Annotated in this window: 13 protein-coding genes; 7 read left to right on the top strand and 6 right to left on the bottom strand. The window is 61.7% G+C overall.

Annotation, left to right across the window (positions count from 1 at the left end; translation table 11 throughout):
- Positions 1–121: 121 nt before the first annotated feature.
- Positions 122–505 carry a hypothetical protein gene (locus tag OKW27_RS38835; protein ID WP_429336573.1) on the bottom strand — a complete coding sequence of 128 codons (384 nt, stop codon included), beginning with the start codon at positions 503–505 and terminating at the stop codon, positions 122–124.
- A gap of 86 nt (positions 506–591) precedes the next feature.
- On the opposite strand from OKW27_RS38835, the gene OKW27_RS38830 reads away from it, so the two are divergent.
- Positions 592–1404: an IclR family transcriptional regulator gene (locus OKW27_RS38830; RefSeq protein ID WP_090805082.1), complete on the top strand. Its 813-nt coding sequence runs from the start codon at positions 592–594 to the stop codon at positions 1402–1404.
- 238 nt (positions 1405–1642) lie between these two features.
- Here OKW27_RS38830 and OKW27_RS38825 read toward each other — a convergent pair whose 3' ends face one another.
- From OKW27_RS38825 to OKW27_RS38805, 5 genes are all read right to left on the bottom strand, one after another.
- Positions 1643–2293 (bottom strand): alpha/beta fold hydrolase, encoded by a 651-nt coding sequence (locus OKW27_RS38825; RefSeq protein ID WP_429336572.1) that lies wholly within the window; start codon positions 2291–2293, stop codon positions 1643–1645.
- A gap of 29 nt (positions 2294–2322) precedes the next feature.
- Positions 2323–3342, bottom strand: coding sequence for a Gfo/Idh/MocA family protein (locus OKW27_RS38820; RefSeq protein WP_184003693.1), 1020 nt, complete (start codon positions 3340–3342; stop codon positions 2323–2325).
- A 172-nt stretch (positions 3343–3514) separates the two neighbouring features.
- The gene (locus OKW27_RS38815; RefSeq protein WP_429336571.1) at positions 3515–4417 is read right to left on the bottom strand and encodes a shikimate dehydrogenase family protein; all 903 of its coding nucleotides are present in this window, start codon (positions 4415–4417) and stop codon (positions 3515–3517) included.
- A 10-nt stretch (positions 4418–4427) separates the two neighbouring features.
- The gene (locus OKW27_RS38810) at positions 4428–4880 is read right to left on the bottom strand and encodes a cupin domain-containing protein (RefSeq protein WP_090805074.1); all 453 of its coding nucleotides are present in this window, start codon (positions 4878–4880) and stop codon (positions 4428–4430) included.
- 122 nt (positions 4881–5002) lie between these two features.
- Complete coding sequence (locus tag OKW27_RS38805; protein ID WP_429336570.1) at positions 5003–6436, bottom strand: MFS transporter; 1434 nt, start codon at positions 6434–6436, stop codon at positions 5003–5005.
- An 84-nt stretch (positions 6437–6520) separates the two neighbouring features.
- On the opposite strand from OKW27_RS38805, the gene OKW27_RS38800 reads away from it, so the two are divergent.
- The 6 genes from OKW27_RS38800 (at position 6521) to OKW27_RS38775 (ending at position 12709) form a co-directional block, all read left to right on the top strand.
- A complete protein-coding gene (locus tag OKW27_RS38800; protein ID WP_429336569.1) occupies positions 6521–7333 on the top strand; it encodes an IclR family transcriptional regulator in 813 nt (270 codons plus the stop codon).
- Entirely contained in the window at positions 7330–8142 is an 813-nt protein-coding gene (locus OKW27_RS38795; RefSeq protein ID WP_429336568.1) for a 2-keto-4-pentenoate hydratase, read from the top strand. Before OKW27_RS38800 ends, OKW27_RS38795 begins: the two co-directional genes overlap by 4 nt.
- A gap of 13 nt (positions 8143–8155) precedes the next feature.
- Positions 8156–9049 carry a fumarylacetoacetate hydrolase family protein gene (locus tag OKW27_RS38790; protein WP_429336567.1) on the top strand — a complete coding sequence of 298 codons (894 nt, stop codon included), beginning with the start codon at positions 8156–8158 and terminating at the stop codon, positions 9047–9049.
- Positions 9024–9773 carry a hypothetical protein gene (locus OKW27_RS38785; protein ID WP_429336566.1) on the top strand — a complete coding sequence of 250 codons (750 nt, stop codon included), beginning with the start codon at positions 9024–9026 and terminating at the stop codon, positions 9771–9773. The genes OKW27_RS38790 and OKW27_RS38785 overlap by 26 nt, the downstream gene beginning before the upstream one ends.
- A 96-nt stretch (positions 9774–9869) precedes the next feature.
- Positions 9870–11441 (top strand): UxaA family hydrolase, encoded by a 1572-nt coding sequence (locus OKW27_RS38780; protein WP_429336565.1) that lies wholly within the window; start codon positions 9870–9872, stop codon positions 11439–11441.
- A gap of 80 nt (positions 11442–11521) precedes the next feature.
- Positions 11522–12709 carry a fumarylacetoacetate hydrolase family protein gene (locus tag OKW27_RS38775; RefSeq protein WP_429336564.1) on the top strand — a complete coding sequence of 396 codons (1188 nt, stop codon included), beginning with the start codon at positions 11522–11524 and terminating at the stop codon, positions 12707–12709.
- Positions 12710–12853 lie beyond the last annotated feature (144 nt).

The following is a 12853-nucleotide window of genomic DNA, read 5'->3' as shown; positions in this document are numbered from 1 at the left end:
CCGATTTGTCCCGCAGCGTTTCGGCACGTGAACACGGCTTGCTCCTCGACGGTCACATCATGTCGATACGTTCGCATCTGCGCCGAGACGTGGGTGATGGGGCTGTTTGTGAGGGATGAGATCAGGTCAATGAAATGCCCCTGACATTCAACATGGACCCTCCACCTGCGTGCCGTTTATCCAGCATCCAGCTGCACCCGCCGCGCTCATACCGAGCTATCGGGCCAACGATGAACCTGAACGCGAGATGCCGGAATCCCTCCGGCGTAAATCCATTCGCGGGCAAAAGACGGGTAGCCAGATCGCTCGCGCGCATGATGAAGGGAACACTGACGTACACGCCGTGCTTCTCCGAGAGTTGCCGGACCCGGCGGACCTCCGGGAGATTAAGCCCGCAAGGCTTCTCAATCAGAAACGGAATGCCGCGGGTAATCAGCCGCTCGGCGAGGTCCGCCATCTCCGAGTGGCGCTTGCCGTGGGGCTCAAGCGGGGTGTTCAGTTTCATCACTCGTCTCCGTTTTGATTGACTTTCCGGTGTTGGTTGTCTATTGTGTGTAACACCGTTCCATTAAGAATCATGTTGCGTCAATTATGAGAGTTGTCAAGGGTGCAGTTGACCGGTCGCTACAGGCGATCGAGTTGCTCGCTCGTGAGGCGCGCTGGATGCGCATCTCCGATATCGCCGCCGAACTCGGGCTGGAGAAGGGCCCCGCGCATCGCGTACTCGCGCAACTGTGCGAGCAGGGCTGGGCGGAACAGGATGAACAGACCTCCCAGTACCGTCTGACCTTGAAGCTGTCTTTGCTCGGTCAGCGGTACCTGCATGGGCTTGGTCTGCCGGGTCTGGTGCAGCCGATCCTCGATGAGGTCGCGGGTCAGTGCCGCGAGCTGGTCCGGCTGACGGTGGTCAACGAAGGAACACTCGCGTGGCTGGCAGCGTCCCAGGGCGCGGCACCGGGCCTGATGTATTCGCCGTCCATGCATAGTCCCATCGTCTTGCATGCCACATCGGTTGGCAAGGCGTGGCTGGCTGGAATGCCGAACGACCAGGCGATCGAATACGCCCTGCGTGGTGGACTCGGAAAAGCGTCCGCCGCGGGCGCATGGACGCCGAAGGCCATTACCAGCGTCGAGCAGCTGATTCCGGAGTTGGAGCGGACCAGGCAGCGTGGCTATGGCCTTGTCGTCGAAGAGGCCGAGCCGGGTGTCGTCGCATTGGCGGTGCTGGTGCGTGCGCTGCCTGACGGTGCGGTGGTCGGCACCATGAGCATTGCCGGGCCGGTCACACGGCTTCAGCCGGAGCGTTACGAGGCCTTTTACGCGCTATTGCAGCAAGCGTCCGCGAAGCTGGGTGCCGTATGGCCGCGCCAGAGCGTCGGTGCGGATGTGAGTGAGGCGGCATGAACGCGCCGGGCGCAGATCAGGCTGTCGGGCGACTCGCCGCGCTGGATGAGCAGGCAGCACGCCTTCTCGTCACAGCGCGCCAGCGAGGCAAGCGTCGCTCAGCTTATGCAATGGGGCAATACTCGTGACCGACAACGCCAAAAGGGTTCAGCCATATTCGCAGACTTACAACCGGGAATCGGCTGGAACGATAGTCTGGGGCCCCAAGGCCGCCGACATTCAATGATCGCACCGGAGTTCATTTCGGACTGCGGAGCGGACGCTTCCATTCGTCCCGCAAGGAGCGGGGCGGGCTGGCGTAATTGCCATCCAGGTACTCCGGGTCGTCGCGGACCATCTCGGTGAGCATGCGGCGCAGCATCCAGTTGCGGCCGGACATCTCGGTCGGTTGCGAAGCCATTGGCACCAGCGCGTCCATGAAGTCCGGATATCGCACCGCCCAGATCCACGCGTGCATGCCGCCCATTGAGTTGCCGATCAGCAGGCGCAAGTGCCTGATGCCCAGGCCCTCGGTCAGGAGCCTGTACTGCGCGAGCACCATGTCGTCGTAGTTGTAAGCCGGGAACCGCATGCGCAGCCCGTCCGACGGCCTGGACGATCCGCCGGCTCCAATTCCGTCCGGGAGGACGATGAAATAATTGTTGGCATCAAGCGGCTGTCCGGGCCCGAACAGCTCTCCCGCGAACGCGGGCGTCAGCATGCTGGCGCCTGTGCCCGTCGTGCCGTGCAGGACCAGGACCGGCTCGCCGGACGGGTCGCCGATGGTTCGGTAGTGTAGCCGCACCTCCGGCATCACCTCCCCGGTGTGGAAACGGAAGTCTCGCGCGATCCAGTCGCCTTCCTTCGGTGCAGGATAATCGGCCAAATTGCAACATCTCGTTAGCGGCATAGGCGTGCGACGCAATCCGATGGCCTGGATTACCCGGAAATCGGTTCAAGAGTCTGAAGCGCACCCCCCTGCCGAGCAGAAGCGTAGGCCGCATCCATGACCTGCATCATCGCCTCGGCGTCGCGCAAGGACGCGATCGGCCTTGCACCTGTGCGGCATTCACCAAGCACTCGCTTGACGAACAGTGGGTAGTAAATGTCGGTCTCTAACTGGAGACGGCGACTGCGAGTGCCGGCGGCAAGATTGTTCCGGTCCCGAATCTCGATCCGGTCGGGGCCCGATTTTGCGTACATGCGATCGGATGAAAGGGTGAAGGAGAATTCGCGCTGCTCGTCTTGAGTACTGGGAAAGCTGTATCCGGTCTCCACGAGCCCGATCACGCCGTCTTCGGTTTGCATTGTCAGCAACGAGTAGTCCTCGACGGCGCCTCGATGCGTTCGGGAGTTCATGGTGGCGGAGACTCGCGCGACTTCTTTGCCGGTCAGTAATCTGAAGAGATCGATGAAGTGGGTTGCGACATTGATCGTGGATCCGCCTCCGGAAAACACAGGATCGAGTGCCCAACCTGCGCCTGCAGCTTCGTAACGACCAGGCGCACCTACAATGAAACGGAAAGACATGTAGTTAAAGTCCGACGGTATGCAATCCTCCGCATCTTCCAGTGCGCCGAGCAACTCGCTCATCCGGAAGATCAACGGTACGGCGCAATAAAGATTGGCTTCCTCGGTCAGTTTGCGCAGCCGCGTGACCTGCGACATGTTTACGCCGCAGGGTTTCTCCAGCGCGAACGGAATTTTTCGTTCGATCACCGCCTCCGCGAGCGTCGGCATTTCGGAATGCCGCCCAAACACAAACGCGAAATCGACATCCTCGCGCTCGAGCAACTCATACGCCGACGAGTACAACGTGCTCCCAAAGCGCGCGGCAATTGCCTGTCCTTTTACTTGCTCCGCATCTGAAACGGCTACCACCTGGATACCGGGCGCCTCGAGCGCATCGAGATAGAGTGGGACATGCCAATGGCTGGCCTCCAGCAATGCGACTTTCATGCGTGTTCTCCCTTCGCACCGTCGACGAATCGACTCCGTGCTTGCGCGATGCGCGCATTAAAGCTGGCCGCACATACCAATGTGGAAACGTTGAAACTGTTCATCGCATCTTCCCTCCATTCAAACTGGTAAAACTGTCGATTCCGGGCGCTTTCCCAGAGGCGTTAGCGCATTAACGACTTGCGTTCGTTGCAGGCGCGAAAAGCACGCCGTCGTCTGGTGCTGACCTGCCAGCAGGGTGGTAATCGAACCCAAGGAAGCGTAGGGCATGCGCTGCCTGCCCTTCATGCATCGGCCCCCCGTCCTGGGTACGACAGCCGCGCGCATGCGCGGCGCGGCGAAGCTGCGTCGGCTCTGGCGCATTGATGATGTCTACGACGATGGTGCCGGGTGCGAGCCGCTCGGGATTTACCGGCATGGCGTCATTCGCGTTCATGCCGAGCGGTGTGGCATTGATCACGACTTCGAAACCGTGCGGGTCGGGAGGTCCGGAATGCGTGATGCAACCGGTTTCGGCAGCAACGGATTCCGCGAGCTCGCCAGCCCGCTGCTCGTCGACGTCGGATATGGTTAACGTTCGGGCGCCCGCCGCCGCGACTGCAAATGCGATAGCCCTGCCCGCGCCTCCGGCACCGACGAGAAGAACGGACTTATTCGCCGGATGATTGCCTTCCCATTGCATGCCAAGCACACAGCCCACGCCATCGAATATGGCGCCGACCCAGCGTCCATCTTCGTTGCAACGTATCACGTTGAGTGCGCCGACCCTGGAAGCAGTGGGATGGAGTTCGTCGACAAAATCCAGCATCCGTTGCTTATGAGGCATTGTGACCAGCAGGCCGGAAAGATTGCGTAACGCTCGTGCGCCGGCGACGAATGCGGACAGGTCTTCCGCCTTGACCCAAAACGGAACGCAGACCGCGTCCGCGCGCTGTTCGATAAAAAGCTGGTTCAGCAGTTGCGGCGACTTGGCTGCCGTCAGCGGATCGCCCACTAACCCGTAAAGTCGCGTTCTTCCCGTGATATGTGGATGCATTGCGGCCTCATGTCCGATGTTGACGGAAGGTGCAGTCATAGCTTACTGCTCACTTCCAGGGTGCCGGGGCTTCGGCGAGATCCCATGTTCCGTAGACAGCGGGCTCGTTAATCTCGATGACTTCAAGGTCATCGGAGCGCCAGATCACATTGTGCGGAACGCCGGCGGGTTGCGAGAGGTCGTCCCCGGCGTTGAGAGTCACATCGCCCTCGACGCCGGCGAAACGGAACGTCACCGATCCGCGCAGCACATACAGATAGTGCGCAGTCATGTCGTGCCAATGCCAGCCCGTGGCATCGGTGAACGGGGTCAGTGCGCGAATGTGCTTGGCGCCGATGCGACCGTTGGTCACCGCGGCGAGTCCGAGGTCGCGATACTCGGAGTCCGCGCGCAGCCCTTCCTTGTTCCAGACCGCTGCGGATGCGCTCACACGTGCGAACGGAGTCAGGGATTGCGCGAGTTCGCGCGGGCCATCGTAACGTGGCGTACCTTGGTTGTGCATGTGTCTTTCTCCTGTGTGGCATCAGATATTGGCGAGTGCCGCAGCCGCGTGTTCCTGCCCGGCTCGTCCGAACAGCGTAAGTTGCGCCGGGCGGTCGCTGCCGATATGGCCCTTGCTTTCGGCTACGAGCGCAGTTGGTTCGTCAGATCCTGTGAGCCGGCTGTTCCGGTCGCCTCACGCAACATCTCGGCGCGCAGACGATCGTAGTCGCCTTTCGGTACCGGAACCGCGTTGCGGTCGCCGAGATCGTGGAGCCGGACCCGGTACGTCTCGCGCGTGGTAAAGGCGGCGATCGCGGCCACGACACAGATGCCGAATGTCAGGGCTCCGATCTTCAGTGGAATATTCGCGGAGCCGGGGGGCGCGACCGCGACGAAGAATGCCGGGAGCAGCGCGGAAAGCGTCGTCCCGACGTTCTGTCCAATGGCCATCCCGGACACGCGCACGCGCGTGTGGAACAGTTCGGAGAACAGGCTCGGGAATACGCCGTTGAAGCCCTGATAGGCGATGCCCCACATGAGCACCGAGAGAACCATCGCCAGCCACACGTTATGGATGCTGATAGCGTACAGATACACGAACGAGAGCAGTCCGGCGCTGAGGGTGCCGACAAGGACTGGCGGCCTGCGACCAATCCTGTCTGAGAGGTTGCCGACGAAGGGAATCAGGATCACTGCGCAGATATTGCCCAGAACAGGGATCCACAGATACATGCCGGGAGGGAAGCCGATGCCGTACGCCGGCTGAACCGCGTAGGCGGTGCCGAAGACCGCGGCGACAAGGGCGATGACGGCGGTAAGCGCCATGCAGACCACGCGCACGACATCGTCCCAGCTCTGCCGGAGCACTTCGATGACTGGCGAAGCGGGAATTTCGCCGTGCACGCGCTCCTCGGCGAACGCCGGGGTCTCATCGACTTTGCGGCGAATGACGTAGCCCGCGATGAGAACGACGATGCTGAGCAGGAACGGAATCCGCCAGCCCCAGGAGGCGAACTGGTCCCTGGGCATGAAATGCGCGAGAGGCAGGAAGATCGCTGCCGCCATGAGCTGTCCGGCCTGCACCCCCTGGAGGGTAAAGCTCGCGAAGTAGCCGCGCCGGCCGAACGGTGCGTGCTCGAGAATCATTGAACTGGCGCCGGAGAGCTCCCCGGCCACCGCGAAGCCCTGGATGAGGCGAAGAACCACGAGCAGCACCGGCGCCCAGATGCCGACCTGCTTATAGGTTGGCAGGACCCCGACGGCCATCGTTGAAAAGCCCATGAGGAACATGCAGAGGAGCAGCACCGTCTTGCGGCCGTGGCGGTCGCCCCAGTGGCCGAGGACGACGGCGCCCACCGGGCGGGCGATATAGCCGACACCGAAGGTTGCCAGTGAGGCGATGATGGCGACCGTTGGATTATCAGACGGAAAGAAGAGCTGCGGGAACACCAGCGACGCCGCAGTCGCGTAAATGAAGAAGTCGTAGTACTCCAGCGCCGAGCCGATCCAGCCGCTGGCCGCGGCTATCTTCGACTGGCGCTTGCCGTGAGGCTTAACCCGGGTATTCCGATTCATGCTTGTCTCCATCGTGATTGACTTTCCGGTGCTGTTTGTCTATTGTTGTAACATCGTTCCATTAAGAATCATGTTACGTCAATTATGAGAGTTGTCAAGGGAGCAGTTGACCGGTCGCTACAGGCGATCGAGTTGCTCGCACGTGAGGCGCGCTGGATGCGCATCTCCGATATCGCCGCCGAACTCGGGCTGGAGAAGGGCCCCGCGCATCGCGTACTCGCGCAACTGTGCGAGCAGGGCTGGGCGGAACAGGATGAACAGACCTCCCAGTACCGTCTGACCTTGAAGCTGTCCCTGCTCGGTCAGCGGTACCTGCATGGGCTTGGTCTGCCGGGTCTGGTGCAGCCGATCCTCGATGAGGTCGCGGGTCAGTGCCGCGAGCTGGTCCGGCTGACGGTGGTCAACGAAGGAACACTCGCGTGGCTGGCAGCGTCCCAGGGCGCGGCACCGGGCCTGATGTATTCGCCGTCCATGCATAGTCCCATCGTCTTGCATGCCACATCGGTTGGCAAGGCGTGGCTGGCTGGAATGCCGAACGACCAGGCGATCGAATACGCCCTGCGTGGTGGACTCGGAAAAGCGTCCGCCGCGGGCGCATGGACGCCGAAGGCCATTACCAGCGTCGAGCAGCTGATTCCGGAGTTGGAGCGGACCAGGCAGCGTGGCTATGGCCTTGTCGTCGAAGAGGCCGAGCCGGGTGTCGTCGCATTGGCGGTGCTGGTGCGTGCGCTGCCTGACGGTGCGGTGGTCGGCACCATGAGCATTGCCGGGCCGGTCACACGGCTTCAGCCGGAGCGTTACGAGGCCTTTTACGCGCTATTGCAGCAAGCGTCCGCGAAGCTGGGTGCCGTATGGCCGCGCCAGAGCGTCGGTGCGCATGTGAGTGAGGCGGCATGAACGCGCCGGGCGCAGATCAGGCTCTCGAGCGACTCACCGCGTTGGATGAGCAGGCAGCACGTGTCCTCGTCGCGGCGCGCCGGCAAGGCACGCTCGTGGAGCGCCTTCCCATCGAGCTGCGGCCCGCGAATCTGGACGAGGGTTTTGCGATCCAGCAACAGGTGGGCGATCAGCTCGGCCGGCAGGCTGGCGCGTGGAAATGTGCGCTGCCGCCGGCGGGCAAACTTATCGCTGCGCCAATCTACGACGCCGTCATTCATCGAGGCGCCCAATGCCGCATTCGCGCCATGCCTGGGCATTCCTGGGTAAGGGCAGAGCCTGAACTCGCCTGTTTGCTGGCTCGCGATCTGCCGCCACGGCGCGAAGCGTATGGCGAAGCCGAGGTGCTCGACGCTCTCGGGAATGTTCACCTCGCGCTCGAACTGCTGGGCAGTCGCTATGCGCATCCGGAATCGCTGACGTTTCCTGAATTGCTGGCAGACGGTCTGTTCAATGCCGGTCTTGTCATTGGGCCACGCGTTGAGTTGCGCGATGGCGCGACGCCGGCCGATCTCCCGGTCGAATTCACCGTCAGTGTGACTCGCGCCGGACACGACACGGTCAGTTTTGCTGGCTGCCACCCTGATCGCAGCGTGCCCGCGCCGATCGTGTGGCTCGTCAATTTTCTCCGCGTCCGCGGCCTTGGATTGCATGCCGGCCAGGCAGTGATCACGGGCTCTTACGCGGGCGTGCTCGAGTTGCCGATTGGTTGTGAGTTGCATATCGGCTTCGGTGATCTCGGCACGTTGCCGATACTTTTTTTGTCTTGATAGGAGTCTTCAAATGCGTCTCGTCCGTTTCGGCCAGCCTGGTCAGGAGCATCCCGGTGTCATCGATTCGAGCGGCGTGATCCGCGATCTGACCGGTGTCGTCGACGACATCGACGGAACGACTGTTTCGCCTGCGGCTCTTGCGAAGCTGAGCGAACTCGATCTGAATCGCCTGCCCGTCGTGGAAGCGGGCACGCGCCTGGGCCCCTGTATCGGCAATGTCCGTAACCTCGTGTGCATTGGTCTGAACTACACCGACCATGCCGCCGAAACCGATACGCCGATCCCGCGGGAACCCGTCGTGTTCAACAAGCATACGGGTTCGATCAGCGGTCCGAACGATCCGGTTATCTTGCCGGCAGACGCGCAAAAGCTGGATTGGGAGGTCGAACTGGGCGTGGTGATCGGCAAACCCGCCTGGCAGATCGACGAAGCTACCGCGCTCGATCATGTGGCGGGTTACTGCCTTGCCAATGACGTTTCCGAACGCGCGTATCAGCTCGAACGCGAAGGCCAGTGGACCAAGGGCAAAAGCGGCTTCTCTTTTGCGCCGCTCGGCCCGTGGCTCGTAACGCGTGATGAAGTGCCCGACCCGCAGGTGCTCGACCTGTGGCTCGACGTCAACGGCACACGTCGTCAGACAGGCAACACACGCACGATGATCTTTAACGTCGCGCATATCGTGGCGTATCTCAGCCGCTTCATGCCACTGATGGCTGGCGACGTCATTATTACCGGGACGCCTCCCGGTGTCGGCCTCGGTCAGAAGCCGCCCGTCTTTCTGAAAGCGGGCGACACCATGACCCTCGGCGGCAGCAGACTCGGCGAGCAGAGCCAGAAGGTCGTGCGGTATGCGGATTCGCTTGGCACGGCATGGGGCCGTGGCGAATATCCGTTGGCACGATAAAACGATTCGATCTGTAGAAGGAGGAGATATGAGCCTTGCTGGAACGGGCGTCGTCGCAATCTGGCATGACCTGCTGCCGGAAGCGAAGGATGAATTCTACGAGTGGCACAACCGCGAGCACATGCCGGAACGCGCCGGAATTCCGGGGTTCAGGCGCGGGCGGCGCTACATTGCGCTGGATGCGGGCCCCGAGTACTTCAATCTGTATGAAGCCGACACCGTGGAGGTGCTCGGCGCGCAGGACTACCTGCTTCGGCTCAATTCGCCGACGCCGTGGACGAAGCAGGTCGTCGCCTCGTTTCGCAGCGTGGCCCGCTCGATCTGCCATGTGGCGTATTCCGACGGTGTGGGCCAGGGCGCCAGTCTCATGACGGTGCGCTTCGACGTGCCTTCCGCGGCGCGGGCCGATGTCGTGAAGGGATTGCGTCAACGGGTCTTGCCGCCGCTCGCCGACCGGCCCGGGACCACGGGCGTGCACCTGTGTCTGGCCGATGAGGCCGTCAGCAAGGTCGAAACTGCTGAGAAGAAGGCGCGTTCGGAAGGCACCCAGGTGCCGACATGGATCGTGATGATCGAAGGATGCCGTGCCGACTATGTCCGCACAACAGTGGACGCTTTCCTTGCCGGGCTCACTGCTTTGCCAGGGGCCGCTGCGGTTGCGCCGGACTCCACGCTCTATCAACTCGAGTACACGCGCTGCAAGACGCCGTGGAGCGCTGGCTGAAACGTCGTTTGAACACGGCTGCAACCCGCGTCACGCGACGCCGCGCAGCCGGCCCTGAAACTGTCGTTACGCATTGAGAAACGAAGGAGTAGTTCCATGTCGTCCCCTGTTGCGAGCAAGTCCGTCGCATCGACCGCGGTCAGACCGGTTCGCGTCATTCGACTCAATCCCGCTGACGATGTCGTCATCGCCCTCGATCAGCTCATGTCCGGCACGGTGCTGGATGAGGAAGCGGTGACGGTCTCGGGATTGATCCCGCCCGGTCACAAAGTGGCGACACGCGACGTCGGTGAAGGTGAAGCGGTGCACCGTTATGGCCAGATCATGGGCTTTGCGAGTCAGCCGATCCGCGCGGGGCAGCACGTTCACACCCATAATCTCGCGATGGGCGAATTCGCCCGTGACTACGCATTCAGTCAGGGCGTACGTGCCACTGTCCCGTCAACTGAATCAGCGACATTTCGCGGCATTGTGCGTGAAGACGGCCGTGTGGCAACGCGCAATTACATCGGCATCCTTACCTCGGTGAACTGCTCCGCCACGGTCGCGCGAGCCATTTCCGACTATTTCCGCCGTGACATTCATCCTGAAGCGTTGGCCGCGTTTCCGAACGTCGATGGCGTCGTCGCGCTCACCCATGGTTCGGGTTGCGCTATTGACTCCGAAGGCGACGGCCTCGCGATCCTCCAGCGCACACTTGGCGGCTATGCGTGCCATCCCAACTTCGCGGGCGTGCTGGTTATCGGCCTGGGCTGTGAAACGAATCAGATTTCGCGGCTGCTCGAAACCCAGGGGCTCAGGGAACACGACCGCTTGCGAACCTTCACGATTCAGGACACCGGTGGCACGACCCTGACTATTGCAAAAGGTATCGAACTGGTTCGGCAGATGTTGCCCGACGCGAATGACGTTAAGCGGGAAACGGTTTCGGCAAGTCATCTCACCATTGGCCTTCAATGCGGTGGGTCGGACGGATATTCGGGCGTCACGGCCAATCCTGTGCTGGGTGCAGCCGTCGATTTGCTCGTGCGGCGCGGCGGTACCGCGATTCTCTCGGAGACGCCGGAGATTTATGGCGCCGAGCACTTATTGACCCGCCGCGCGGTAACGCCCCAAGTGGGACAGAAACTGGTCGATCGCATCAGGTGGTGGGAAGCATACGCGCAGCGGCAAGGGGCGCAGATCAACAACAATCCGTCGGCGGGCAATAAGGCCGGCGGTTTGACGACCGTCCTCGAGAAATCGTTGGGCGGCATCGCAAAGGCAGGCTCCACGAACCTGGTCGAGGTGTACGAATACGCTCAGCCGGTTAAGGCGCGCGGTCTCGTGTTCATGGACACGCCTGGCTACGATCCGGTGTCGGCGACCGGCCAGGTTGCCGGCGGTGCGAACCTGATCTGCTTTACGACGGGACGCGGTTCGGCTTACGGCTGCGCGCCCTCGCCATCGGTAAAGCTCGCGACAAACACCGCGCTGTGGCAACGTCAGTCCGACGATATGGACCTGAACTGCGGAGAAGTGCTGGAAGGCAGCACAACGATCGAGCAACTTGGCGCAGTGCTGTTCCAACTGCTGCTCGACGTGGCCTCCGGGAAACGCTCTCGTAGCGAGCAGCACGGTTACGGGCAAAACGAATTCGTGCCTTGGCAAATCAGCGCAATCATGTGAGCCGCTGTTGTCCGGCACAAGTAGAGCGTGCACCGCACTGATGCTCAGCAATAACCCATACCAGGTTGGAAAAAGATTAGATGCCATTGAATGACCGATCCGCGTTGCCTGACGATCTGGAGCAGGGGGTGCTCGTGGGGCGCGCGTGGTGCCCCGATATCGGCGCGCCGTGTCCTGTTGCCGTTATCGGTGGCGAACTGGTGGATGTGTCGTCGTTCGCGCTGACGACCAGCACGCTGCTTGAGCAGCCAGGAATCGGCCTTCGGCTGAAGGAGGCCGCTGCGAACCTGCCGAGACTTGCGACACTGGACCTCGTTCTTGCCAATTCCGCCTTCGATCGGCGCGATCCGTCGACTCCTTGGCTCATCGCGCCATGTGACCTTCAGGCGGTCAAGGCGAGCGGTGTGACGTTCGTCGAAAGCCTTCTGGAGCGGGTGATCGAGGAGCGCTCGGGAGGCGACGCGAGCCGGGCCGACGAAGTGCGCGCGCGTGTCATGTCAGTACTGGGCGATCGGCTCGCAAGCGTTCGCCCGGGGTCTGCCGAAGCCGAAGCGGTGCGCCACGTACTTATTCAGGAAGGAATGTGGTCGCAGTATCTGGAAGTCGGCATCGGTCCCGATGCGGAAATTTTCACGAAAGCGCAGCCCATGTCCGTTGTCGGTACCGGCAGCGAAATCGGAATTCATGAAAATTCGCAGTGGAATAACCCGGAGCCTGAAATCGTGCTGGCGGTGACCAGCCGGGCGGAAATCGTCGGCGCCGCGCTTGGGAACGACGTCAATCTCCGGGATTTCGAAGGCCGGAGTGCGCTGCTGCTCGGTAAGGCGAAGGACAACAACGCGTCAGCTTCGATTGGCCCGTTCATTCGCCTCTTCGACAGTAGATTCGGTCTCGATGATGTTCGGGCTGCGGAGCTTTCGCTACGCGTAGAAGGAACAGATGGATATGTTCTGACAGGGGCGAGCTCCATGAAACGCATCAGCCGGGACCCGACAGAACTCGTTGCGCAAGCGATGGGCTCTCACCATCAATACCCGGACGGAATGATGCTTTATCTCGGGACGTTGTTTGCACCGACCGCGGATCGTAGCGTGCCAGGGCAAGGATTCACGCATCAGATCGGCGATACGGTGACGATATCGAGCCCGCGATTCGGTGCGCTCATCAACACGGTCAACCATTCGCATCGCATTGCGCCCTGGGAGTTTGGGGTCGGCGCACTGCTCGCCAGCATTCTTCGTCGGCATACCGGGAAAGCGGAGTCGTAGTCGCTCCATTGCCCGTGGGTCCGCTGATATTTCATTGACTATCAGCGGACCGGCGGCTGTCAACGCAGTTGTCGCGTCACTTCAAGCAACCTGCTTTAAACGCATCCTCAAACTGGACCGTTTGCGGCTGCGTGGTCCAAGCGG

Origin of the sequence: Paraburkholderia sp. 35.1 (assembly GCF_050436525.1) — a bacterium.
Lineage (GTDB): Bacteria > Pseudomonadota > Gammaproteobacteria > Burkholderiales > Burkholderiaceae > Paraburkholderia > Paraburkholderia tuberum.
This window is presented reverse-complemented; position numbering and strand designations above follow the sequence as displayed.

Bases quoted from the DNA above. Each gene is read 5' to 3' on its own strand.
- OKW27_RS38835 (WP_429336573.1), bottom strand. From the start codon at position 505: ATGAAACTGAACACCCCGCTTGAGCCCCACGGCAAGCGCCACTCGGAG.
- OKW27_RS38830 (WP_090805082.1), top strand. From the start codon at position 592: ATGAGAGTTGTCAAGGGTGCAGTTGACCGGTCGCTACAGGCGATCGAG.
- OKW27_RS38825 (WP_429336572.1), bottom strand. From the start codon at position 2,293: ATGCCGCTAACGAGATGTTGCAATTTGGCCGATTATCCTGCACCGAAG.
- OKW27_RS38820 (WP_184003693.1), bottom strand. From the start codon at position 3,342: ATGAAAGTCGCATTGCTGGAGGCCAGCCATTGGCATGTCCCACTCTAT.
- OKW27_RS38815 (WP_429336571.1), bottom strand. From the start codon at position 4,417: ATGACTGCACCTTCCGTCAACATCGGACATGAGGCCGCAATGCATCCA.
- OKW27_RS38810 (WP_090805074.1), bottom strand. From the start codon at position 4,880: ATGCACAACCAAGGTACGCCACGTTACGATGGCCCGCGCGAACTCGCG.
- OKW27_RS38805 (WP_429336570.1), bottom strand. From the start codon at position 6,436: ATGAATCGGAATACCCGGGTTAAGCCTCACGGCAAGCGCCAGTCGAAG.
- OKW27_RS38800 (WP_429336569.1), top strand. From the start codon at position 6,521: ATGAGAGTTGTCAAGGGAGCAGTTGACCGGTCGCTACAGGCGATCGAG.
- OKW27_RS38795 (WP_429336568.1), top strand. From the start codon at position 7,330: ATGAACGCGCCGGGCGCAGATCAGGCTCTCGAGCGACTCACCGCGTTG.
- OKW27_RS38790 (WP_429336567.1), top strand. From the start codon at position 8,156: ATGCGTCTCGTCCGTTTCGGCCAGCCTGGTCAGGAGCATCCCGGTGTC.
- OKW27_RS38780 (WP_429336565.1), top strand. From the start codon at position 9,870: ATGTCGTCCCCTGTTGCGAGCAAGTCCGTCGCATCGACCGCGGTCAGA.
- OKW27_RS38775 (WP_429336564.1), top strand. From the start codon at position 11,522: ATGCCATTGAATGACCGATCCGCGTTGCCTGACGATCTGGAGCAGGGG.